The organism is Streptomyces sp. SLBN-8D4 (assembly GCF_049739545.1).
Lineage (GTDB): Bacteria > Actinomycetota > Actinomycetes > Streptomycetales > Streptomycetaceae > Streptomyces > Streptomyces canus_C.
In genome coordinates this window covers 8,317,864-8,342,118 of sequence record NZ_JBMGQC010000001.1, presented here as the reverse complement: position 1 = coordinate 8,342,118, position 24,255 = coordinate 8,317,864, and the positions used below count along the sequence as shown (strand labels likewise).

At 70.2% G+C, this 24,255-nt stretch carries 17 protein-coding genes; 3 read left to right on the top strand and 14 right to left on the bottom strand.

From position 1 onward, the window contains the following. The first annotated feature begins 15 nt into the window (after positions 1-15). Positions 16-807 (top strand): IclR family transcriptional regulator, encoded by a 792-nt coding sequence (locus RKD20_RS37960; protein WP_424881646.1) that lies wholly within the window; start codon positions 16-18, stop codon positions 805-807. 173 nt (positions 808-980) lie between these two features. Here RKD20_RS37960 and RKD20_RS37955 read toward each other — a convergent pair whose 3' ends face one another. The 6 genes from RKD20_RS37955 to betA all read right to left on the bottom strand — a co-directional run bounded on the left by RKD20_RS37955 (position 981) and on the right by betA (position 11,053). Continuing rightward, positions 981-3,419, bottom strand: coding sequence for a GcvT family protein (locus RKD20_RS37955; protein WP_424881645.1), 2,439 nt, complete (start codon positions 3,417-3,419; stop codon positions 981-983). A 212-nt stretch (positions 3,420-3,631) separates the two neighbouring features. Further along, positions 3,632-4,597, bottom strand: coding sequence for an ABC transporter substrate-binding protein (locus tag RKD20_RS37950; RefSeq protein ID WP_424881644.1), 966 nt, complete (start codon positions 4,595-4,597; stop codon positions 3,632-3,634). 13 nt (positions 4,598-4,610) lie between these two features. Further along, on the bottom strand, positions 4,611-6,620 hold the full coding sequence (locus tag RKD20_RS37945; RefSeq protein WP_424883412.1) for an ABC transporter permease: 2,010 nt from the start codon (positions 6,618-6,620) through the stop codon (positions 4,611-4,613). Continuing rightward, positions 6,620-7,708 (bottom strand): quaternary amine ABC transporter ATP-binding protein, encoded by a 1,089-nt coding sequence (locus tag RKD20_RS37940; protein ID WP_424881643.1) that lies wholly within the window; start codon positions 7,706-7,708, stop codon positions 6,620-6,622. Before RKD20_RS37940 ends, RKD20_RS37945 begins: the two co-directional genes overlap by 1 nt. A gap of 20 nt (positions 7,709-7,728) precedes the next feature. Beyond that, positions 7,729-9,198 (bottom strand): aldehyde dehydrogenase family protein, encoded by a 1,470-nt coding sequence (locus RKD20_RS37935; protein WP_424881642.1) that lies wholly within the window; start codon positions 9,196-9,198, stop codon positions 7,729-7,731. Between the two features lie 184 nt (positions 9,199-9,382). Then, on the bottom strand, positions 9,383-11,053 hold the full coding sequence (gene betA / locus RKD20_RS37930) for a choline dehydrogenase (RefSeq protein WP_424881641.1): 1,671 nt from the start codon (positions 11,051-11,053) through the stop codon (positions 9,383-9,385). A 208-nt stretch (positions 11,054-11,261) separates the two neighbouring features. On the opposite strand from betA, the gene RKD20_RS37925 reads away from it, so the two are divergent. Next, complete coding sequence (locus tag RKD20_RS37925; protein WP_020123319.1) at positions 11,262-12,008, top strand: IclR family transcriptional regulator; 747 nt, start codon at positions 11,262-11,264, stop codon at positions 12,006-12,008. On the opposite strand, the gene RKD20_RS37920 is transcribed toward RKD20_RS37925, so the two are convergent. The 4 genes from RKD20_RS37920 to RKD20_RS37905 all read right to left on the bottom strand — a co-directional run bounded on the left by RKD20_RS37920 (position 11,996) and on the right by RKD20_RS37905 (position 15,980). Continuing rightward, positions 11,996-13,123 carry an aromatic ring-hydroxylating oxygenase subunit alpha gene (locus RKD20_RS37920; protein WP_424881640.1) on the bottom strand — a complete coding sequence of 376 codons (1,128 nt, stop codon included), beginning with the start codon at positions 13,121-13,123 and terminating at the stop codon, positions 11,996-11,998. The genes RKD20_RS37925 and RKD20_RS37920 overlap by 13 nt on opposite strands. A 91-nt stretch (positions 13,124-13,214) precedes the next feature. Then, the gene (locus RKD20_RS37915) at positions 13,215-14,375 is read right to left on the bottom strand and encodes an NAD(P)/FAD-dependent oxidoreductase (protein ID WP_424881639.1); all 1,161 of its coding nucleotides are present in this window, start codon (positions 14,373-14,375) and stop codon (positions 13,215-13,217) included. Further along, entirely contained in the window at positions 14,372-14,734 is a 363-nt protein-coding gene (locus RKD20_RS37910; protein WP_424881638.1) for a bifunctional 3-phenylpropionate/cinnamic acid dioxygenase ferredoxin subunit, read from the bottom strand. Before RKD20_RS37910 ends, RKD20_RS37915 begins: the two co-directional genes overlap by 4 nt. Before the next feature lie 160 nt (positions 14,735-14,894). Then, positions 14,895-15,980 (bottom strand): S-(hydroxymethyl)mycothiol dehydrogenase, encoded by a 1,086-nt coding sequence (locus RKD20_RS37905; protein WP_424881637.1) that lies wholly within the window; start codon positions 15,978-15,980, stop codon positions 14,895-14,897. A gap of 779 nt (positions 15,981-16,759) precedes the next feature. Between RKD20_RS37905 and RKD20_RS37900 the strand changes: the two genes are divergently transcribed. Further along, the gene (locus RKD20_RS37900; RefSeq protein WP_424881636.1) at positions 16,760-18,568 is read left to right on the top strand and encodes a PAS domain S-box protein; all 1,809 of its coding nucleotides are present in this window, start codon (positions 16,760-16,762) and stop codon (positions 18,566-18,568) included. Between the two features lie 69 nt (positions 18,569-18,637). Here the strand turns inward: RKD20_RS37900 and RKD20_RS37895 are convergent, their stop codons facing one another. From RKD20_RS37895 to RKD20_RS37880, 4 genes are all read right to left on the bottom strand, one after another. Then, complete coding sequence (locus RKD20_RS37895) at positions 18,638-21,013, bottom strand: ATP-binding cassette domain-containing protein (protein WP_424881635.1); 2,376 nt, start codon at positions 21,011-21,013, stop codon at positions 18,638-18,640. Between the two features lie 55 nt (positions 21,014-21,068). After that, positions 21,069-21,416: a VOC family protein gene (locus tag RKD20_RS37890; protein ID WP_424881634.1), complete on the bottom strand. Its 348-nt coding sequence runs from the start codon at positions 21,414-21,416 to the stop codon at positions 21,069-21,071. A gap of 62 nt (positions 21,417-21,478) precedes the next feature. Then, the gene (locus RKD20_RS37885) at positions 21,479-22,069 is read right to left on the bottom strand and encodes a TetR/AcrR family transcriptional regulator (protein ID WP_424881633.1); all 591 of its coding nucleotides are present in this window, start codon (positions 22,067-22,069) and stop codon (positions 21,479-21,481) included. 24 nt (positions 22,070-22,093) lie between these two features. Further along, entirely contained in the window at positions 22,094-24,145 is a 2,052-nt protein-coding gene (locus RKD20_RS37880; RefSeq protein WP_424881632.1) for a discoidin domain-containing protein, read from the bottom strand. Positions 24,146-24,255 lie beyond the last annotated feature (110 nt).

Genomic DNA, 24,255 nt, shown 5'->3' with positions numbered 1-24,255 from the left:
GCATAAGGTTCCGCCATGAGCAACAACGGCACCGAGTCCGGGGGCACGTCCGGCGGCGGGGTGCAGTCCGTCGACCGGGCTGTCACCGTGCTGGAGATCCTCGCGCAGCGCGGCGAGGCAGGCGTCAGTGAAGTGGCCGAGGCGATCGACGTCCACAAGTCCACCGCGTTCCGTCTGCTGGGCGCGCTGGAGGCGCACGGGATGGTCGAGCAGGAGGGCGAGCGCGGGAAGTACCGCCTGGGCTTCGGCATCGTGCGGCTGGCCGGCGCGGTCACCGGGCGCATCGACGTCACCAAGCACGGCCGCGGGATCTGCGAGCGCCTCGCCGACAAACTGGGCGAGACGATGAACATCGCGGTCCTGGAGTCCCATCATGTGATCAACCTCGACCAGGTGCGCGGCCGGTCCGCCATCACCGCGCAGAACTGGGTCGGGCGGCTGACGCCGATGCACTGCACGTCGAGCGGCAAGGTCCTGCTCGCCCATGTCACGGACAGGCGCCGGGACGAACTCGTCGCCACGGCCGGGCTGGAGCGGATGACGGCACACACCCTCACCTCCCGGAAAGAGCTGGAGGCGGAGCTGGTCCGGGTCCGTGAGCAGGGCTACGCCATGACGGTGGAGGAGTACGAGGAGGGCCTCAACGCCATGGCGGCGCCCGTGCGTTCGGGCGAGGGCAAGGTCGTCGCCGCCCTCACCGCCTCGGGCCCCGCCTTCCGGCTCACCGAGGAGCGGATGCACGAACTGGCACCGGTGCTGGTGGAGGGCGCCGACGAACTCAGCCGCCGGCTGGGCTACTTGGGCTGACGCCCGCTCGTCCGGGGGACCGTGGACGTCGGTCGCGCCAGGCACCCGAGCCGCCATGGACCCGGTCGCCCGTGCCGCCCCGGACGCCGAGAGTCCCGGTCTTCCTGGGGCGCCGCAGAGCTCAGGGCGCTGCCGTCAGGTGTCCTCCCGCGCGGCGTCCGCCTGCGCCCCGCTCACCCCCGAAGACGGGACATCGCCGGGTCGAAGAGCGGTTCCTCGGCCACGACCGCCTCGACGCGCTGGTCGAAGTAGCCGATGTGCACGGTGGTCCCGGGGGTGGTGAGCTCCGCCGGCAGCCAGGCGTAGGCGATGCCCTTGCCGATGGTGTGGCCGAAGGCGGCGCTGGTGACGTGGCCGACCGCGCGCTGCCCGTCGTACACCGGCTCCTTGCCCATCACGACGGCCCGCGGGTCCTCGATGGTCAGGCAGGTCAGCTTCCGCCGTACGTCGGCCCTGCGCCGCTCCAGCGCGGCCCTGCCGACGAAGTCCTCCTTGTCGGCCTTGACGGCGAAGCCGACCCCGGCCTCGTAGGGGTCGTGCTCGTAGGTCATGTCGGTGCCGAAGGAGCGGTAACCCTTCTCCAGGCGGAGGCTGTTGAAGGCGCCCCGCCCGGCCGCGATGCCGCCCAGCGGGCGGGCCGCCCGCCACAGGGTGTCCCACAGCTTCTGGCCGAGGTCGGCCGTGGTGTACAGCTCCCAGCCGAGCTCACCGACGTACGACAGGCGCATGGCCGTCACCGGCACGGACCCGATATGGGCGCGCTTGGCGCGGAAGTACTTCAGGCCCGTCGCCGAGAAGTCCTCGTCGGTGAGCGGCTGGAGGACGTCCCGGGCCAGCGGTCCCCACAGGCCGATGCAGCAAGTGCCGGGGGTGATGTCGCGGACCTGGACGGTGCCGTCGGCGGGCAGGTGGCGGGTGAACCAGTCGAGGTCGAGGTTGCCGTTGGCGCCGACCTGGAAGACGTCGGGGGCCAGCCGGGCGACGGTGATGTCGCTGCGGATGCCGCCGTCGTGGTCCAGGAGCAGCGTGTACGTCACCGAGCCGACGGACTTGGCGACCTTGCCGGTGCACAGCCGCTCCAGGAAGTCGGCCGCGCCCCGCCCGCTCACCTCCAGGCGCTTGAGGGCCGTCATGTCGTACATCGCGACGGTCTCGCGGGTGGTCTGGGCCTCGGCGCCGACGATCGGCGACCAGTACCGGGCGGCCCAGTCGTTGGGGGTGACGATCGAACGGCCCTCCACCAGGCCCGCGTTGGCCTCGTACCACTGCGGCCGCTCCCAGCCGTTCGCCTCCAGGAAGAAGGCGCCGAGCTCCTGCTGGCGGGCGTGGAAGGGGGTGGTGCGGATCGGGCGCGGGTCGCCGGAGGGCTGGAGCGGGTGCAGGATGTCGTAGACCTCGACGAAGTTCTGGCAGTCGCGGGCCAGGACGTACTCCGGGGAGAGCTGGTGCGGCTCGAAGCGGTTGACGTCGCACTCGTGGAGGTCGAAGGAGGAGCAGTGGCCGTCGACCAGCCACTCGGCGACGGCCCGGCCGACACCGGCGGAGTGGGTGACCCAGACGGCCTCGGCGACCCAGAAGCCCTTGACGTCCGGGGACTCGCCGAGCAGGGGCAGGCCGTCGGTGGTGAAGGAGAACAGGCCGTTGATGCCCTCCTCGACCTTGGCGTCCTTCGTGGCCGGGAGCAGTGACTGCGTCTCGGTCCAGGCGTCCGCGAAGTCGTCCTCGGTGAACTTCAGGACCGAGGGCATGGTGTCGGCCTCGTCGACGGAGAGGATCTCGTCGGCCGTGATGGGCATGGGGCGGTGGCCGTAGTAGCCGATGCCGAGGGTGTCGTGGCGGTCGCGGTAGTAGAGGTCGGCGTCCTGGTGGCGCAGGATCGGGCGCACCGCCTCCTGCGTCTGGCCCGCGAGCGCGGGGACCGGGCCGGTCCAGGCGAGCTGGTGGCCGAGCGGGGTGAGCGGGAGGTTCATGCCGACCATGCGGGCGATCCGCGGGCCCCAGATGCCGGCGCAGCACACGACGATGTCGGCTGCCAGGTCTCCCTGGTCGGTGCGGACGCCTGTGACCTCGCCGTCGGCCCGGAGCACGTCCAGGACCTCGTGGCGGGCCAGGAAGGTCACTCCGCGCTCGGTGGCCCGGCGGATCTGCGCCTCGACGGCGAGGACGGCCTTGGCGAGGCCGTCGGTCGGGATGTGCAGGCCGGCGAGGACCCGGTCGCGGTTGACCAGGGGGTGCTTCTCGACGCACTCGTCGGCGGTCAGGATCCGCGACTCGACGCCCCAGGCGGTGAGCCAGCCGTGCCGGCGGTGGAGCTCGGTGACGCGCTCCGGGGTGGTCGCCACCTCCAGGCCGCCGACCTGGAGGAAGCAGGGCTGTCCGTCGACGTCGAGGGAGCAGAACTTCTCGACGGTGTAGCGGGCCAGCTCGGTCATGGTCTTGGAGGAGTTGGCCTGGAAGACCAGGCCCGGGGCGTGCGACGACGACCCCCCGGTGGCCGGGAGCGGGCCCTGGTCGACCACGGTCACCTCGGTCCAGCCGCGCGCGGAGATCTCGTCGGCGAGTGCCGCGCCGACGACGCCCGCTCCGATGATGACCACTCGGGGTCCCGCCATCGCCGCACCTCCGGTAAGTTGCTTTGTGCGCAACACGATTCAGGCTGCGCAACTCAATGTGCCCGCCGTGCGGGTGGGTGTCAAGAGGCCCGGTGACGTGGCGGAACGGGCGGGGAAGCGGCTCCGGAAACGGCGATGCCCGGTGGGCGGCGCACATCCGGGCGCGCCGCCCACCGGGCTTTCCTGTCAGGCCTGCTTGATCCCTGACGGGCCTACTTGATCCAGGCGTCGACCTTGCTCCGGTTGGCGTCGACCCACTTCTTGGCCGCCGCGTCCGGCGTCATCTTGTCCACCGCGATGTACTTGGCCACGGTGTTCTGGTCGTCGTTGGTCCAGTTGAACTTCTTCACCAGGTCGTAGGCCGGGCTGCCCGACTTGGCGAACTTGGCGCTGACGATCTTGTCGAGGTCGTAGACGGGGTAGTCGCAGGCGACCTTGGCCGGATCGGCGTCGCAGCCCGTCTTGTACGCGGGCAGGTCGACCTTGACCAGGGGCACCTCGGACAGGAACCACTGCGGCTCGTAGAAGTAGCCGATGACCCACTGCTTGTTCTTCTCGGCGTTGCGGTACGCCTGGATCAGCGCGGTCTCGCTGCCCGCGTACACCACCTTGAAGTCCAGCTTGAGGTTCTTCACCAGCGCCTCGTCGTTGGTGACGTACGACGGGTCGCCGTCCAGGAGCTGGCCCTTGCCGCCGGACTCCGAGGTCTTGAACTTCGCGGCGTACTTGTCGAGGTTCTTCCAGTCCTTGATGTCCGGGTGGGCCTTGGCCAGCCACGGCGGCACGTACCAGCCGATGATGCCCTTGTTGCCGGTCGAGCCGGCCTCCACGGCGGTCTTCTGCTGGGTGATGTACTTCTTCCTCAGGTCGTCGTGGCCCCAGTTCTCCAGGACGGCGTCGACCTCGCCGGTGCCGAAGCCCTGCCAGGCGATCTCCTCCTTGAGGTCCTTCTTGGTGACCTTGCACTTCAGGTCGTGCTCGGCGACGTACGCGACGACCGCCGCGTCCGCCTCGTAGCCCACCCACGGGTTGACCGCGAGGTTGAAGGTGCCGCACTTGCCCGAGCTGCCCGAACCGCCGGCCTCCGAGGAGTCACCGACCTTCGCGCCGCCGCAGGCCGTGAGGGTGAGGCCGAGGACGGCCAGGCCGGCCGCGCCGGCTCGCCAGTGTCTTGCCATCGTGTGGTGCTCCTCAATTGGTGGTGCGGCGAGCCGCTGCCTGAGTGATCCGGTCGAACATGACGCCGAGCAGGACGATGGCGAGACCGGCCGCCAGGCCCTTGCCGTACAGCTGACCCTGGGAGAAGCCGGCCACCACGTCGTAGCCGAGGGCGCCCGCGCCGACGAGGCCGCCGACGACGACCATCGACAGCACGTAGATGAGGCCCTGGTTGGTCGCGAGCGTCAGGGCGCTGCGGGCCATCGGGAGCTGGACCTTGGTGATGATCTGCCAGGTGTTGCACCCGGTGGAGGTGGCCGCCTCGACGGTGGTCGCGGGCACGGTCCGCACCCCGTCGGCGATGATCTTGATGGCGACCGGTGCCGCGTAGACGATCGCGGCGACGATGGCCGTGAACCGGGTCGCGCCGAACAGGGCGAGGAACGGCACGAGGTAGACGAAGGGCGGCATGACCTGGGCCGCGTCGAGGGTGGGCCGCACGAGCCGGTCCACCAGGGCGCTGCGCCCCATCCACACCCCGAAGACCATGCCGAGCAGCATGACGAGGACGGTCGCCACGACGGTCGAGGCGAGGGTCGTCATGCCGTCCGACCACACGCCGGTGGCGACGAGCAGGCCCACGCACACGGCGGTGGTGATCCCGGCGCGCCACCCGCCGAGGACCACGGCGATCCCGATCAGGGCGGCGCCGACGAGCCACCACGGGGAGTCGGTGAGCAGCGTCTGGAACGGGTTGAGCAGGCCGTTGGTGATGACGTCCCGGAAGCCGTTGGTCAGCCCGGACAGGTTGTCCTGCGCCCAGGTGGTCACGTTGTCGGCCGCCTTGGCGATGGTGCTGCCGGTGCCGCCGTCGCCGGGGAACTCGGCCGCCCACAGGTAGGTGTGGGACAGATACACGAGTACGGCCGCCACCGCTCCCCCGGCCACGAGCAGGTGCCGCCGCCACCTGAGCAGCGGGTTGCCGGACCGCCTGGCCGCCTCCGCGCGTCCGCTGGCCGCGGTGGTGACCCGGTCCAGGACGATGGCCATGACGACGATGGCGAGGCCCGCGTTGAAGGCCGTGCCGACGTCGAGGGACTGCAGGGCCTGGACGACGGTCTTGCCGAGGCCGGGCGCGTCGATCAGGGCCGCGATGGTCACCATGGCCAGGGCGGCCATGATGGTCTGGTTGACGCCCATCACCACGGTTCGTTTGGACATCGGCAGCAGGACCTTGAGCAGCGACTGTCTGCGGGTGGCGCCCATGGAGGCGGCCGCCTCGACCGTCGCGCCGGGCACGGAACGGATGGCGTGCGCGGTGATGCGGATGGCCGGCGGTGCCGCGTAGATGACGGTGGCGATGGTGGCGGAGGCTCCACCGATGAGGAAGATCAGGGTCAGCGGCGCCAGGTAGACGAAGGTCGGCATCGTCTGCATGAAGTCCAGGAAGGGGGTGACGATCCGGTTGACCCGCTCGGACAGGCCCGCCCATACGCCCAGCGGGAGGGCGAACAGCAGCGCCACCAGGACCGCGGAGAGGGTCAGAGCCAGGGTGTCCATGCTCTCCTGCCACAGGCCCTGGAGCCCGAGGAAGGTGAAGCCGGCCACGGCCAGCAGCGCGACCCGCCAGTTGGCGACCGCCCAGGAGACATAGCCGGCGAGGCCGACCACGCCGAGCCAGCCGATCTGCGGGACCGGGCGGTCGCCGGACGGCTGGGAGATCAGGTCCTGGACGAAGGTCACCAGGTTGTCGATGACCAGCCGGATCTCGTTGAAGAAGTACAGGAACAGCGGGTTGGAGTTGCGGTTGGCGCCGATGGAGTCGTTGACGTCGTTGAGCCAGCGGTGCAGGTCGGTGAGGTCGGCCGCGGCCAGCGACAGGGTCTGCCGTCCGCGCAGTACGGCGAAGAGCAGGAGCCAGACGACCAGGATCGCGCCGACCCCCATGGACCGGCTGATCCGGCGTACGGGGACGACGGGTGGCGGCGGGACGGACTGCTGCGCCTCCCCCGAGGTCTCGGGTTTCTCCATGGCGACGGTCATCACGCGTCGCCGTCCTGTCCGGCGACCACCGCGAGGATCTCCTCGTCGCCGACGATGCCGAGCAGTTCGCCGTTCTCGACGACCTTGACGGGCTTCTCCGCCGCGAGCACCGCGCGGGTGGCCTCCTTCACCACCACGTCCGGGCCCAACTCGGGTCCGTCCAGGGGGTCTTCGGGAGTTGCCGGGCGCATGATCCAGCGCAGGGTGAGCACATCGCCGCGCGGCACGTCCTTGACGAAGTCGCGCACGTAGTCGTCGGCGGGGGCGCCGACGAGTTCGTCGCCGGTGCCGCACTGGACCGTCTTGCCGTCGCGCATGATGAGGATGCGGTCGCCGAGCTTCAGGGCCTCGGAGAGGTCGTGGGTGATGAACACCATCGTCTTGCCGACCTCGTGGTGCAGCCGGATGACCTCGTTCTGCATGTCACGGCGGATCAGCGGGTCGAGCGCCGAGAAGGGCTCGTCGAAGAGGAGGACGTCCGGATCGCCGGCCAACGCCCTTGCCAGGCCCACGCGTTGCTGCATTCCTCCGGAGAGCTGGTCGGGGTAGGAGTTCTCGTACCCCGACAGGCCCACGAGTTCGACGACCTCCAGCGCCCGCCTGGTGCGCTCGGCCCGGCCCATGCCGCGGATCTCAAGGCCGAACGCCACGTTGTCGACGACGCGGCGGTGGGGCAGCAGACCGAAGTGCTGGAAGACCATGGAGAACTTGCTGCGCCGCAGTTCGCGCAGCCGCCGCTCGTCGGCGTCCCGGATGTTCTCGCCCTCGAAGACGATCTCACCGGCGGTGGGCTCGATCAGCCGGGTCAGACAGCGCACCAGGGTGGACTTGCCGGAGCCGGACAACCCCATGACGACGAAGACCTCGCCGGGCGCGACATCGAAGTCCACGTCCCGTACGGCGGCGGTGCAGCCGGTGCGGTCCATGAGCTCGCGGCGGGTGAGCCCGCTCAGCTCCTCGGAGTCCGGTACCTGGTCCGCCTTCGGCCCGAACACCTTCCACAGCCCGCGTACGGATATGACGGGCGTGGGGGCCGCGTCCTCGGGGGTGCCGCGGCGCGGCGGCACCTCGGTCTGGGTTGGGGTCATGGTCGACCTCTTCTCGGCGTTCAGCCGCGGAACCAGTGCTGCGGCCGGGGTTGGATGTTCTGCCAGATGTGCTTGGCCTCGCGGTACTCGTCGAGGCCGGTCGGTCCCAGTTCCCGGCCCACACCGGAGTGTCCGAAGCCACCCCACTCGGCCTGCGGCACATAGGGGTGGTAGTCGTTGATCCACACGGTGCCGTGCCGCAGCCGGCGGGCGACCCGCTGGGCCTTCCCGGCGTCCTGCGTCCACACCGCCCCGGCGAGGCCGTACTCGGTGTCGTTCGCGATGCGTACGGCGTCGTCCTCACCGGTGAAGCGCTCCACGGTCAGCACCGGCCCGAAGGACTCCTCGTGCACCACCCGCATGTCCTGCCGGCACTCGTCGAGCACGGTGGGCGGGTAGTAGTGGCCGTTCGCGAGGGCCGGGTCGGCGGGCCGTTCGCCGCCGCAGCGCAGGACGGCGCCCTCTGCCACGCCGGCCGCCACGTAGGCCTCGACCTTCTGAAGGTGCTGCGCGGAGATCAGCGCCCCGGTCTCGGCCCCGGGGTCGAAGGGGCCGCCGAGGCGGATCTGCCGGGCCCGGCGGACCACCTCGTCGACGAAGCGGTCGTGCAGACAGTCCTCGACGATCAGCCGGGCACCGGCCGAGCAGACCTGCCCGGAGTGCAGGAAGACGGCCGTGAGCGCGAAGTCCACGGCCGTCTCGAAGTCGGCGTCGGCGAAGACGACGTTGGGGTTCTTGCCGCCGAGTTCCAGCGCGACCTTCTTCACGGTCGCGGCCGCGGTGGCCATGATCCGTTTGCCGGTCTCCACGCCTCCGGTGAAGGAGACCATGTCGACACGGGGGTCCTCGGACAGCGGTGCGCCCACCTCGGGTCCGGTGCCGAGGACGAGGTTGGCGGCACCGGCGGGAAGTCCGGCCTCCTCCAGCGCCCTCATCAGCAGGACCGAGGTGGAGGGGGTGAGCTCGCTGGGCTTGAGGACGATCGTGTTGCCGGCGAGAAGGGCCGGGGCGACCTTCCAACTCGCTTGCAGCAGGGGGTAGTTCCACGGGGTGATCAGTCCGCAGACCCCGATCGGCTCGTAGACCACGCGGCTGACGGCGTCGTCCCGGCCGGTGTCGATCACACGGCCGGCGTCGGTGCCGCCGAGCCCGCCGTAGTAGCGGAAGCAGGAGACGACGTCGGCGATGTCGTACTCGCTCTCCACCAGCCGCTTGCCGGTGTCCAGCGACTCGGCGCGGGCGAACTCCTTGGCGTCGCGCTCGATCAGGTCGGCGGTGCGCAGCAGCAGGGCACCCCGCTCCCGCTCGGGGGTGTGCGGCCAGGGCCCTTCGTCGAAGGCCCGGCGGGCGGCGGCGACGGCCGCCTCGCTGTCGGGGCGGGTCCCCTCGGACACGGTCGCGGAGAGCGTGCCGTCAGCGGGGCAACGGATCTCCCGATGGCCTCCGGCCACCGGATCCCGCCATTCACCGTCCACGTACAGGTCTGCCACGTCGGGAGCCCTTCGAGCGATTTCGTTGCGCATGACGCATCGCATTGCTTGTGGTGGAACACTCTGGAGACTGCGGCAACCCACGTCAAGGGGTTGGGGGATGACGGTTTGGGCACGCGGGCGCGTTGCGCGCCGCTGGAACCCGGCGGGTTTCCGGTACAAGCGGTCCCCGGAAAAATCCGCGTTACCCCGCCTGCGTCCGGGCGTCCCGGTGCCGGTAGTACGCGGCCTCGGAGGGCGCGAGCGGCTCCTTGCCGAGGATGAGGTCGGCCGCCTTCTCCGCGATCATCATCACCGGCGCGTAGATGTTGCCGTTGGTGACGTAGGGCATCACCGAGGCGTCGACGACCCGCAGCCCCTCGACTCCGTGCACGCGCATGCTGGCGGGGTCGACGACGGCCATCTCGTCGGTGCCCATCTTGCAGGTGCAGGAGGGGTGCAGGGCGGTCTCGCCGTCCTTGGCGACCCAGGCGAGGATCTCCTCGTCGGTCTCGACGGACGGTCCCGGTGACACCTCTCCGTCGTTGTAGGGGGCCAGGGCGGGCTGGTTGAGGAGCCTGCGGGCGACCCGGACCGCCTCGACCCACTCGCGGCGGTCCTGTTCGGTGGACAGGTAGTTGAAGCGCAGCGCCGGGTGCTCGTTCGGATCCCTGCTCTTGATCTTCACGGAGCCGATGGCGTCGGAGTACATGGGCCCCACGTGCACCTGGTAGCCGTGTCCGCCGGCCGGCACGGAGCCGTCGTAGCGGACCGCGATGGGCAGGAAGTGGAACATCAGGTTGGGGTAGTCCACGTCGTCGTTGCTGCGGGCGAAGCCGCCGGCCTCGAAGTGGTTGGTCGCGGCGGGCCCCTTGCGGAAGAGCCACTGCAGGCCGATGAAGGGGGCACGCCATTTCGCGAGGTACGGCTGCATGGAGACGGGCTGCTTGCAGGCGTACTGGATGTACACCTCCAGGTGGTCCTGCATGTTCTCGCCGACGCCCGGCAGATCGTGGACGACGTCGATGCCGAGGGCGCGCAGTTCCTCCGCGTTGCCGACGCCGGAGAGCTGGAGCAGTTGCGGGGAGTTGATCGCGCCGCCGCAGAGGACGACCTCCTTGGCGCGCACCTGCTGGAGCGCCCCGCGGCCGCGCCGGTACTCGACGCCGACGGCCTTCTTGCCCTCGAAGAGGACCCGGGTGACGAGGGCGCGCGTCCTGACCGTGAGGTTGGGACGCTTCCTGACGGGCTTCAGATAGGCCTTGGAGGCCGACAGCCGGCGTCCGCGGTGGACGTTGCGGTCGAACTTGGCGAAGCCTTCCTGCCGGTAGCCGTTGACGTCCTGGGTGGGCGCGTAGCCGGCCTCCTCGGTGGCCTTCTGGAAGGCGGTGAAGAGCGGGTTCGTGGCCGGGCCGCGCTCCAGGACGAGCGGGCCGTCGTGGCCGCGGAACTCGTCGTCGGGGTCGGCCGCGAGACAGTTCTCCATGCGCTTGAAGTACGGCAGACAGTGCGCGTAGTCCCAGGTCTCCATGCCGGGATCGGCGGCCCAGCGCTCGTAGTCCATGGGGTTGCCGCGCTGGAAGATCATGCCGTTGATGCTGCTGGAGCCGCCCAGCACCTTGCCTCGGGCGTGATAGACGCGCCGGCCGCCCATGTGCGGCTCGGGTTCGGACTCGTACTTCCAGTCGTAGAAGCGGCTGCCGATCGGGTAGGTCAGCGCCGCGGGCATGTGGATGAAGACGTCCCACGGGTAGTCGGGGCGGCCGGCCTCCAGGACCAGCACCCGGTTGCCCGGGTCGGCGGAGAGCCGGTTGGCCAGTGCGCTGCCGGCCGATCCACCACCGACGATGACGAAGTCGTACTGCTGGGGAGCCATGGTGCCTCGTCTCGCTCGCGCCGTCGATGTGCGCGGCATGCTAGTACGGGTAGCGTGATACGCACCAGGTTGCGAAGCGCGCAACTTCCACGACATATGCACGAGCTCCCCGAAACAGACTCACACCCTTGTTGTTTACCCCCCGTATAGTTGCGTTGTGAGCAACTACAACCCGGATAACGAAACGACAGGGTCGTCGAACGGCGGAGTGCAGTCCGTGGACCGGGCCATTCACGTCATGGAGATCCTGGCCCAGCGCGGCGAGGCCGGGGTCAGCGAGGTGGCCGCCGAGATCGACGTGCACAAGTCCACGGCGTTCCGGCTGCTCGGCGCCCTGGAAGCGCGCGGGCTGGTGGAACAGGCGGGTGAGCGCGGCAAGTACCGGCTCGGTTTCGGCATCGTGCGCCTGGCCGGCGCGGTCACCGGACGCATCGACATCACCCAGCAGAGCCGTCCGGTCTGCGAGGACCTCGCCGAGGAACTGGGCGAGACCGTGAACCTCGCCGTGATGCAGGAGCGCTACGCGGTCAACCTCTACCAGGTGCGCGGCCCGGGTGCCGTCACCGCACAGAACTGGGTCGGCCAGCTGACGCCGTTGCACGCCACGTCGAGCGGGAAGATCCTGCTGGCCCACCTGCCCGCCAAGGAGCGCACCGCGCTGCTGACCGAGACAGGGCTGAAGAAGGTCACCCCGCGCACCATCACCGCGAAGACGAAGCTGGAGAAGAACCTCGCCGAGGCCCGGGAGCGGGGGTACGCCTGGGCCCTGGAGGAGCTGGAGCTCGGCCTGCACGCCATGGCCGCTCCGGTCCGCGACCGGGACGGAGAGGTCATCGCAGCGCTCAGCGCCTCGGGACCCGCGTACCGGCTCTCCGAGGAGCGCCTGCACGAGCTCGCCCCGGTCCTGGTCAAGGGCGCCGAGGAGATCAGCCACCGGATGGGCTACCTGGGCTGAGCCCCGAGCCGGGCCTGGACCCAGTCGTGGAACGCGCCGATGTGGTGCTCGCTGGGGACCAGGACACCGCCCTTGGCGTACAGCCGTGAGCTCATGGCCGGCTGTGTGCGCTCGCACGCGTCGAAGTCCTGCCGGTTGACCCGGTCGAACAGCTCCACCGAGCGGCTGACGTCCTTGCCGCTCCGGACAACATCCGGCAGATACAGCCAGTCGCACTCCACGACCGTGCGGTCGGCGGCGACCGGGTACATCCGGTGGAAGATCACATGGTCGGGCACGAGGTTGACGAACACCTGCGGGCGCACGGTGATCGCGTAGTACCGGCGGTCCTGGTCCTCGGAGATCCCCGGGATGCGGTCCAGCCCCTCCGAGCCGTCGACGGTGAAGCCCTGGATGCCCTCACCGAACTCCGCGCCGTGCCCCACGTAGTACTGGGCGGCGTATCCGTCGGCGAACTCCGGGAGCACCTCGGTGAGTTCGGGGTGGATGGTCGCGCAGTGGTAGCACTCCATGAAGTTCTCGATGATCAGTTTCCAGTTGGCCTTCACGTCGTACGTGATCCGCCGGCCGATCTGGAGGTTGTCGATGTCGTAGTGCTCGATCGACTCGGTGTCGCCGAGGCGCGTGACCACCTCCTGGACGACCTCGTCGAAGGGCGGCGGGTTCTCGGCGAGGCACACCCACACATAGCCGAGCCACTCGCGCACCGCCACGCTCGCCAGGCCGTACTCGGTCCGGCCCACGTCCGGCATCTTGGTCAGGTTCGGCGCGGCCACGAGCTTGCCCGTCAGGTCGTACGTCCAGGCGTGGTAGGGGCATTGGAACGCCCGCTTCACCTCCCCCGACTCCTCCGTGCACAGCCTGGCGCCCCGGTGCCGGCAGACGTTGAAGTACGCGCGCACCGAGTTGTCCCGTGCCCGGGTGATCAGGATGCTCTCCCGGCCCACCTGCACGGTCCGGAAGGCGCCGGGTTTGGGCAGGTCGGAGGCGCGCACGGCGCAGAACCACATCGCTTCGAAGATGTGCTCCTGCTCCTGGGCGAAGATTCCGGGATCCGTGTAGGAGGCGCCGGGGAGGGTGGCGATCAGGCTGTCCGGCAGGCTGGTCGAGGTCACAGTGCACTCCTCAGGGACGTCGTGGGCCGGTGACGCACGCACGTCGGGACGGGCGGGCGGCGTTCTGTGCGGAGCGGCAGCGGCGGTGCTGTCAGGCCGCGGCGGCGAGCTGCTTGCGCCAGCGCGTGAACAGCCGCGGCTGGTTCATCCCGAGCACGGCGACCGGATGCCCGGAACGCCGGTAGACGGCCAGGACGTTGTGGTCGTCCCGGGCGCCCTCCTCGATCGTCACGCTGTCGGCGGCGGCCGCGTGACCGGCGAACTGGATCTTCACGCCGTACTGGTCCGACCAGAAGTACGGCGGCCTCGGCGCGCTCGGTTCCACCGCGCCGCCCGCCAGCAGCGCGGTCACGGCCGCTTCGGGCCGCTCCCGGGCGCCCGTCCAGTGCTCCACGCGGCGGTGCAGGCCCGCGCGCGGGTCGTACCAGGAGGCGCAGTCCCCGACCGCGACCACGCCGGCCAGCCGGGTGCGGCCGTCGGCGCCGCAGGTGACGCCGTCGTCGAGGGCGAGCCCCGAACCCGCGAGCCACTCGACGCACGGACGCGCGCCGACCCCCACGACCACGATGTCGGCGGGAAAGCTGCGGCCGTCCTCCAGCAGGACGGCCTCGACCCGGCTCTCGCCGCGCAGCCCCTTGACGCCCACCCCGCACAACAGCCGTACGCCGTGGTCCGCGTGGAGGGCGGAGACGATGCCGCCCATGGTCTCGCCGAGCGGCCCGGCGAGCGGGGTCGGGGCCGCCTCCACGACGGTCACGTCGAGCCCGAGGGCGTACGCCGTGGAGGCGACCTCGGCGCCGACGAACCCGCCGCCGATCACCACCAGCCGTCCCCCGAGGGCCAGTTCGTCGCGCAGGGCGCGGGCGTCGTCCAGGGTGCGCAGGGTGTGCACCCCGGCCAGGCCGTGCGTGCCGGGCAGGGTCCGGGCGGCGGCGCCGGTCGCGATGACGACGCCGTCCGCCCGCACCTCGCTGCCGTCGGCGAGCCGTACGGCGCGCTGCGGGGCGTCGAGGCCGACGGCGCGGACACCGAGCAGCCACTCGGCCCGCAGGTCCTCGTCGTCCGACTCCAGCGCGAGATCCGCCTCGGCCAGGGAACCGGCCAGGAACTCCTTGGACAACGGGGGCCTGTCGTACGGGCGGTGGAGTTCGTCGCCGATGACGACGAGCCGCCCGTCGAAGCCCTGCTTCCGCAGTGAACGCGCCGCCGACAGACCGGCGAGCGAGGCGCCGACCACGGCGACCGTCCTCACGCGGGTCCGCCGGCGAGCCGGGCCGCGACGCAGGGCGGCAGGTTGGGCGCGTCCAGGGACAACTGGACGTAGATCATGCCGTCCTCGACACGGACCTCGTGGGTGCGGACCGGGCGCTTGGCCGGCGGAGCGTCCACGGCGCCCGTCCGCAGGTCGAACTTCGAGGCGTGCAGCGGGCATTCGACCTCGCAGCCCTCCAACCAGCCGTCGGCGAGCGAGGCGTCCTGATGGGTGCAGGTGTCGTCGATGGCGAAGAGCTCGCCGTCGTCGGTGTGGAACACCGAGACCGGCGGATCGATGTCGAGCCGGTGGGCCTCGCCTCGGGGAAGGTCCACGAGACGGCACGCGGGAATCATCATGACACCTCGGTGCGTATAGCGAAACGGATTGCGTTGAACGCAACGTCAGTTTGAGGGCGGCCGCAAACCCTTGTCAAGGCGTCCAGAGGCCGGACCCGCACGAACATCGACGTTGCTTCCTGCGCAACATCGTGCACGATGAACAACGCCGAGGCCCCCCTCACAGGACCACCACGGAGCGCAGCACCTCGCCGCGGTGCATCTTCTCGAACGCCTTCTCCACGTCCCCGAGGCCGATGGTCTCCGAGACGAACGCGTCGAGGTCGAAGCGCCCGTCCAGGTAGAGGTCGATGAGCGCCGGGAAGTCCCGCGAGGGCAGGCAGTCGCCGTACCAGCTGGACTTCAGGGCGCCACCGCGCCCGAAGACGTCGAGCAGCGGCAGCTCCAGCTTCATCTCGGGGGTCGGCACACCGACCAGGACGACGGTGCCGGCGAGGTCGCGGGCATAGAAGGCCTGCCGGTACGTCTCGGGGCGGCCGACCGCCTCGACGACCACGTCGGCGCCGAAGCCGCCGGTCAGTTCGCGCACCGCCGCCACGACGTCCGTGGCCGAGCCGTCGACGGTGTGGGTGGCGCCCATCCCCGTGGCCCGCTCCAGCTTGCGCGGATCGACGTCGACGGCGATGACCTTGGCCGCGCCGGCGAGCCGCGCCCCCGCGACGGCGGCCATGCCGACCCCGCCGCAGCCGATGACGGCGACCGAGTCCCCGCGGCCGACGGCGCCGGTGTTCACGGCCGCGCCGAAGCCCGCCATGACACCGCAGCCGAGCAGTCCCGCGGCCGTCGCCGGGGCCGCCGGGTCCACCTTGGTGCACTGCCCGGCGGCGACCAGGGTCTTCTCCGCGAACGCGCCGATGCCGAGGGCGGGCGAGAGCGGGGTGCCGTCGAGCAGGGTCATCGGCTGGGTCGCGTTGTGGGTGGCGAAGCAGTACCAGGGTTTGCCCTTGCCGCACGCCCGGCACTCACCGCACACCGCGCGCCAGTTGAGGATGACGAAGTCGCCCGGTTCGACACCGGTCACGCCCTCCCCCACGGCTTCGACGCGCCCGGCCGCCTCGTGCCCGAGCAGGAAGGGGAAGTCGTCGTTGATCCCGCCCTCCCGGTAGTGGAGGTCGGTGTGGCAGACCCCGCACGCCTCCACCTTCACCAGCGCCTCGCCGGGTCCCGGGTCGGGGACCACGATCGTCTCGACGGAGACCGGGGCGCCCTTCGACCGGGCGACGACAGCACGAACCTCATGAGCCATGGGTCTCTCCTCCGACAGCCCTGCGGGTTGCCTCATTTGATACACGCATCACCATGCGCAACTGAGCATCGGGGAGGCAGGGCCATGGGTCAAGACGTCGGTCCCGGCCGGATCGCCACGACGGACCCTTCCGGACAGGTCCATCCGCCCCTCGAAGGGGTTACGGCAAGAAAGGTCAGTTGACGACATGTGGCCACGGCGGGGACCGGCGTGCACTGAGATGGCCCCGACCGTCGGACACACGGGCAGGGGTGAGCATGGGCGACGTCGCGAAAGCACATAGGGCCGGAACAACGCAGACCGCCCTCGAGCGAGCACGCGGGACCAGCGTGGCGTCTCCGGACACGGGCGTGCGGGGTACGCCCGCTTCGGGAACCCCCGCCCGGGAACCGACCGCCGCCCCAGGAGCCGCCGCCCCGGAGCCGACCGTCGCCCCAGCAGCCACCGCCGCACGGCCCGCCCTCCCGAAACCAGCCGCACCACCGAACCCCACCCCGAAAACCACCCCGCCACGGCACACCGACACAGAAGCGATCGCCCCGGAACCGACCACCACCCCAGAAGCCACCGCCCCAGAACCGACCACCACCCCAGAAGCCACCGCCGCACGGCCCACCCACCCGAAACCAGCCACACCACCGAACCCCACCCCGAAAACCACCCCGCCACGGCACACCGACACAGAAGCCATCACCCCGGGGACCCGCACCCCGGAGAACCCCGCCTCCGGAGCCGCCGAGGAGCGGTTTCGGGGGCTGTTGGAGGCCGCGCCCGATGCGATGGTCATCGTCGACGACGCCGGGATCATCAAGCTCGTCAACGCCCAGACCGAGGCACTCTTCGGCTACGCCCGCGAGGACCTGCTCGGCCGTCCCGTCGAACTGCTCATGCCGCACCGCTTCCGCGGCCAGCACGGCGTGCACCGCGGCCGGTACGCGGCCAACCGCCAGGTCCGCCCGATGGGCGCCGGACTCGATCTGCACGGCCTGCGCAAGGACGGCACCGAGTTCCCCGTAGAGATCAGCCTGAGCCCGATGGAGACGGCGGACGGACTGCTGGTCTCCGCCGCCGTCCGCGACGTCAGCGACCGCAAGGCCGCCGAGGCCCGCATCAACGAACTCGCCGCCCTCGTCGAGTCCTCCCAGGACGCGATCCTCGCCAATACCCTCGACGGCTACATCACCTACTGGAACGCGGCCGCGCAACGCCTCTACGGCTACACCGCCGAGGAGGCCATCGGCCGGCACGTGTCGATGCTCTCCCCCGCCGCCCTGCACGGCGACATCAACGCCTTGCTGAAACGGCTGCGGCACGGCGAGAAGGTGGAGCACTTCGAGACCCTGCGGGTCACCAAGGTCGGCACCCTGCTGGACGTCGACGTCACCCTGTGGCCGACCCGGGACACCCAAGGCAAGGTCGTCGGGGCCTGCGCCATCGTCCGGGACATCAGCGACCGCAAACGCGCCGAGGCCGAACTCACCGAACTGTACGAGCAGCAGCGGCACATCGCGCTCACCCTCCAGCGCAGCCTCATGGGCACCCCACCCGCCCTGCCCGGCCTCGCCACCGCCAGCCGCTACCGCCCGGCCACCCAGGGCGCCGGCGTGGGCGGTGACTGGTTCGACCTGGTCCCCCTCGGAGCCGGACGGGTGGGGGTGCTCATCGGCGATGTCATGGGCCGCGGCCTGGAGGCGGCCGCCGTCATGGGCCAGCTCCGCTCGGCCGCGCACGCCCTCGCCAAGACCGGAATGCAGCCACGTCAGCTCATGCAGGAGCTGGAGAACTGCGTCACCGACCTCGACGTCCCCGACCAGCTGGTCACCTGCTGCTATCTGACGATCGCCCCGGACACCGGCACGGTCACCGTCTGCTCCGCCGGTCACCTGCCGACCCTGGTCGCCATCCCCGGCGAGGGGGTGCGCAGCCTGGCCGTACCGGTCAACGCCCCGCTCGGGGTCGGTGACGTTCTCTACGAGCAGTCGTCCGTGGCAATCCCTCCCGGCGCCACACTCGTCCTCTACACCGACGGCCTCATCGAGACGCCCGGCAGCGACATCGAGGAACGCATAGCGGAACTCACCTCGCTGCTGGACGATTTCTTCCTCGACCCGCCGTGTCTGGAGGCCGCCGCCGACCATGTCCTCGCCGGTCTGCTGCCGGACGCGGAGAGCCACAACGACGACGTCACCCTCCTGCTCGCCCAGTTGCCGGACGCGCCGCCGGACGCCATGAGCACCGACCTCGCCGCCGTCCCCTCGTCGGTCCCGGAGGGCAGGGCCTTCTTGAGCAAGGCCCTGCCCTCCTGGGACTGCGCCGCCCTGGCGGACGAAGGGCTGCTGCTGCTCTCCGAGACCCTCACCAATGCGGTCCAGCACGGCCAGGGCCCCATCCGCGTCCACCTGTGCCGCACCTCCACCGGCCTCACGGTCGAGGTGAGCGACCACAGCCCGCATCTGCCGCAGCCCCGCCACGCCGCCGACGACGAGGAGTCCGGCCGCGGCCTCCTCCTGGTCAGAACCCTCGCCGACACCTGGGGCGTCCGCCCGACGGACGAGGGCAAGACGACCTGGTTCACGCTGAAACTGTGAGGCGCGGCTCAGGGGGGAGAGGGGGAGACCGGCCGGGAGGACACGCGGTCGCAGGAGCCGGAGCGCCCGTCACTCCCCCACGTAGGCCGCCAGGTGCTCCGCCGTGAGGGTGCCCCCTGTGGCGACCAGCTCCGCGGGCGTCCCCTCGAACACGATCCGTCCGCCGTCGTGGCCCGCGCCCGGGCCGAGGTCGATGATCCAGTCGGCGTGGGCCATGACCGCCTGGTGGTGCTCGACGACGATGACGGACTTGCCGGAGTCGACGAGCCGGTCGAGCAGGCCGAGGAGCTGTTCGACGTCGGCGAGGTGGAGGCCGGTGGTCGGCTCGTCGAGGATGAACACACCGCCCTTCTCCCCCATGTGGGTCGCCAGCTTCAGCCGCTGCCGCTCACCGCCGGACAGCGTGGTGAGCGGCTGGCCGAGGGTGAGATAGCCGAGCCCGACGTCCGAGAGGCGCTCCAGGATCTTGTGCGCGGTCGGCGTGCGCGCCTCACCGGCGCCGAAGAACTCCTCCGCCTCCGTCACCGGCATCGCGAGCACCTCGCTGATGTCCCGCCCGCCGAGGTGGTACTCAAGGACGGAGGCCTGGAACCGCTTCCCCTCGCACTCCTCGCAGGTCGTGGCGACCCCGGCCATCATCGCGAGGTCGGTGTAGACGACCCCCGCGCCGTTGCAGGTGGGGCAGGCGCCCTCGGAGTTGGCGCTGAACAGCGCCGGCTTCACCCCGTTGGCCTTCGCGAACGCCTTGCGGATCGGCTCCAGCAGTCCGGTGTACGTCGCCGGGTTGCTGCGCCTGGAGCCGCGGATGGCGCCCTGGTCGACGGACACGATCCCCTCCGTGGCCGGGATCGACCCGTGCACCAGCGAGCTCTTGCCGGAGCCCGCGACCCCGGTGATCACGGTGAGCACCCCGAGCGGGATGTCGACGTCGACGTCCTGGAGGTTGTGCGTGCTCGCGGCGCGGATCTCCAGCGCACCGGTGGCCTTGCGGACCGTGTCCTTGAGTCCGGCCCGGTCGTCGAAGTGGCGGCCGGTGACGGTGCCGCTGGTCCGCAGCCCCTCCACGGTGCCCTCGAAGCAGACCGAGCCGCCCGCGGTGCCGGCCCCGGGGCCGAGGTCGACGACATGGTCGGCGATCACGATCGTCTCCGGCTTGTGCTCCACGACGAGCACCGTGTTGCCCTTGTCGCGCAGGCGCAGCAGCAGGTTGTTCATGCGCTGGATGTCATGGGGGTGCAGCCCGATCGTCGGCTCGTCGAAGACGTAGGTGACGTCGGTGAGCGACGAGCCGAGATGGCGGATCATCTTGGTGCGCTGCGCCTCGCCGCCGGACAGCGTGCCCGAGGAGCGGTCGAGGGAGAGATAGCCGAGCCCGATCTCCACGAAGGAGTCGAGGGTCTCGCCCAGGGCGGTCAGCAGCGGCCCGACCGACGGCTCGTCCAGCGCGCGCACCCATTCGGCGAGGTCGCTGATCTGCATCGCGCAGGCGTCGGCGATGCTGATCCCCTTGATCTTCGAGGACCGGGCGCCCTCGCTCAGCCGGGTGCCCCCGCACTCGGGGCAGACCATGAAGGTGATCGCACGGTCCACGAACTCGCGGATGTGCGGCTGCATCGACTCGCGGTCCTTGGCGAGCATCGACTTCTGGATGCGCGGGACGAGACCCTCGTAGGTCATGTTGATGCCCGCGATCTTCATCCTGACCGGCTCGCGGTACAGGAAGTCCTGGAGCTCGCGCTTGGTGAACTTCCGGATCGGCTTGTCCGCGTCGAAGAACCCGGACTCGCTGTAGAGCCGGTAGTTCCAGCCGCCGGCCTTGTAGCCGGGGATGGTCATCGCGCCCTCGGCGAGCGACTTGGAGTCGTCGTAGAGCTGGGTGAGGTCGATGTCGTTGACCGTGCCCCGGCCCTCGCAGCGCGGGCACATGCCGCCGACGATGCTGAAGCTGCGGCGCTCCTTCACGGTCTGTCCGCCGCGCTCCATGGTCACTGCGCCCGCCCCGCTGATCGAGGCGACGTTGAAGGAGAACGCCTTGGGCGAGCCGATGTGCGGGGTCCCGAGTCTGCTGAAGAGGATGCGCAGCATCGCGTTGGTGTCGGTGACGGTGCCCACGGTGGAGCGCGGGTCGCCGCCGAGGCGCTGCTGGTCGACGGTGATGGCGGTGGTCAGTCCGTCGAGGACGTCGACCTCGGGCCGCCCCAGGGTCGGCATGAAGCCCTGCACGAAGGCGCTGTAGGTCTCGTTGATCAGCCGCTGCGACTCGGCGGCGATGGTGTCGAAGACCAGCGAGCTCTTGCCCGAGCCGGAGACTCCGGTGAATACCGTGAGCCGGCGCTTCGGGATCTCGATGCTGACGTCCTTGAGGTTGTTCTCGCGCGCCCCGTGCACGCGGATCAGGTCGTGGCTGTCAGCGGCGTGCCGGTCGCCCGCAGTGGCCTTGCTCATGGTGATGTGTCCTCCCGTTTTCGACAGCTTCGAACATTACGTCGGCGCGCATGGCTCAGCGCAGCTCCTGGACGCGGATCACGTTGCCCGCGGGGTCGAGGAAGGCGCAGTCCCGGATGCCGTACGGCTGCTCGATCGGCTCCTGGATCACCTCGGCGCGGGCCTGGAGCCGCTCGAAGACGGTGTCGAGGTCGGGGGTGGCGAGCAGGAGCTCGGGGTCCTCGCCCGCCGGGCGCAGCACGACCGAGGTACCGGCCGGGCCCGCGGGGCCGACGGTGATCCGGCGCGCCAAGCCCTGACCCACGTCACCGCGTACCTCGAAGCCCAGCACGTCCCGGTAGAAGGCCAGGGAGGCCTCCGGGTCGTCGTGCGGGAGGAAGCTCGCCCCGATCGTGATGTCCATGTCCGTCACGCTAGCCAGCGCCTCCGGCCGGCGCTTCTCGAATCCTGACCGGTCCGCCGGTCTCAGCGCACCAGGCCCGCGATGTGTGTCGTGACGGTGTCGAGGATGTCCTCCCAGGCGGCCGCGTCGCCGAGGACGAGGTAGTTCAGGGTGAGCCCGTCGGTCATGGCCGCGAGATAGCGGGCCAGCACGGAGACGGGCACCCGCAGCTCCAGATCCATGTCCCCCCGCAGCCGCTCGATCAGCTCGGCGTACGCCTCGCCGTACAGCTCGTACTGGCGTCTGGCCAGGTGCTCGAAGCCGGGCTCGCGCAGGGCGTACTGGGTGAGTTCGTAGGTGAGCATGTGTGTCTCGGGGTGGGCGCGGACGTGGTCCCAGTAGGCCCGGAAACCGGCGGCGACGGTCTCCTCCAGGGTGTCCCTGGGGCGCAGTGCCTCCTGGACCACGCTCACCGACTGATCGGTGAGCGTGGTGATCACGGCCTCGATCAGGGCCTGCTTGGAGTCGAAGCAGTAGTGGAAGACGCTGAGGGACAGACCGGCCTCGGCGGCGATGGACCGGGTCGTCGTCCTGGCGACGCCGTCCCGGGCCATCGCCCTGATCGCCGCTTCCGTCAGCTGTCTGCGCCGCTCGGCCGACGGCATGCGTGCCATGCGTGTCTCCCGCTGTCCCGTGATTCAGCCGCTGTGGACGCCCACCTCGTAGAGCGAGTATCCCCAGTCGGTGCCGCGGTCGAGACCGTGGACCCTGACGTAGCGGGCCGGTGTCCCGGCGAACTTGGCGGTGTCCAGGCCACCGTCACCGGAGGTCGTGGACCAGACGCTCTGCCAGTTCGTCCCGTCCGTCGACAGCTCGATCCGGTACGACTTCCCGTACGCCCGCTCCCAGTCGAGGGTGACCCTGGAGACCAGGTGGGTGGAGCCCAGGTCGACCTGCCACCACTGGTCGTCGCTCCAGTCGCTCGCCCAGCGGGAGGAGTCGTCACCGTCGACCGCCCGCCCTGGCTGATAGCTGGTGAACGGGTTGGTCTCCGACGAACTGGCCGTCGCCGGCCTCCCGTCGGCGAGGTTCACGGACGCCTGGTGCCGCTCGGAGGCGCCCCACGTGTCCAGGTAGGACTCGGCGCCACGGAACAGGTCGTCGACCACACCCTGTCCGCCGACGAGCCGGATGTCCTCGATCCAGTCCGGGATCATGCCGACATGGGCGGCCCCGTCCGTGTTGAAGTCGAAGGTGCGCTGCCCGGACGTCTCCTTGTCGATGACCGAACCGCCGTCGACGCTCTTGAAGGGGTACGTCACCTTGTTCGCGGCGTCCGCTCCGCGCGGTGCGGGGTGGTCGCCGATGCCGTTGAAGTCAGTGCCGTAGCCGTAGCCCACGCCGTACTTGTCGCGCAGCGCGTCGGTGCGCTTCGCCTCCGCGGCGAACCCTTCGGAGCCGTGCATGTACTGGGCGACGAAGCCGCCGAGGGAGTAGACCCGCTCGGTCCAGTTGAGGTCCATCCAGCTGTGCGAGGAGAGCACGCCCGGGTAGTTCGCGGCCTCGAAGATGTCGAGGACCTGTCCGGTGGCCTTGACGCTCATGTGGTCGATCTCGAGCATCATCTTGCGTTTCATCATGCCGCGCACGGCGTATTCGCCGAGATCGGTGAGCCCGCGGACGTTGCACTGCGCGGCCTTGTCGTACTCCGGGACCTCGGTGCCGGCCGGCAGGTCGGCCTCCGCCTCCGAGGCGGCCGTACCGATGGGGTTGTCGTGCTGCGGGCCCTTGCAGGTCTCGGTCTTCCAGAAGGTGCCGGTGGACAGGAACTGGCCGACGTTGATGGCGGTGCCGAGGCCGCCCTCGTCGAAGCGGACCCCGCACAGGGCGTTGTCGAACTTGTGGCACAGGAACATCGAGCGCACGCCAAGGCCGTACAGCTCGTCGAGCCCCTTGTCGATGTCCGCCTTGCTGCACTGCCCGATGTCGAGGATCTGCTTGCAGCCGAACGGCTCGGAGGTCTCGACGCCGAGGACCACCGCCAACTTGCCCTGCTCGATGACCTGTCGGGCCTGCGCGCTGTCGGTGACGATCCGGAACCAGCCCTTGCCGGTGCCCCCGTACATCTTGTCGACGAAGGCCTGGAGGTCGTACGTCATCCTGGCCTGGAGGCGGATCGAGGTCATCTCGTCACAACTGCGGTCCTTGAACGGGTAGACCGAGCAGATCATGCCGTTGGTGACGAGGTCGTTGACGAGCACCCGCTGGCCACCGCGCCAGGCCCGCTCCACCCAGGCGTAGTAGTTCGCCTGATGGGTCATCGAGTCGTACGCCGGCCAGTCCTTGAAGGTCGGCCAGCCGACCGGGTCGTGCTTGCCGTCACCGCCGTGGGTGATGTAGTCGAAGAGCGCGAGGCTGCCGTCGGGGTAGTGCTCGGGGCAGTCCTTGAGCGCGTCGGCGACTCCGGCCTCGGAGTACACCTTGCCGCAGATCAGCCGCCCGCCGAAGGCCTCGTTGGAGAAGAGGTGGTTGTGGGCGTCGATGAACCCCTTCACCTCACCGGCGGAGTCGGTGCCGGTGAAGGGCGCTCCGGTGACGTTGATCCCGGCGTCGGGGGTGGGCCTGGACGTCGGTGTCCACCAGTCGGTGGCCGCCGAACTCGGCGTGGGGCCGAGGATGGCGGCCAGCACCAGGAAGAGCACGGAGACGACAGTGATGTTCTTGCGGCTGCGGCAGAAGCGTCCAGCCATGGCCCACGTCCCTCGGTCGGCGGGGGGCGCCGTCGACCGAGGGCGTTTTGACTGCCCTTGGAGTTGTCATGACCGGCGCAATAGATGCGTCGAGGATCGCGACCGAGCGC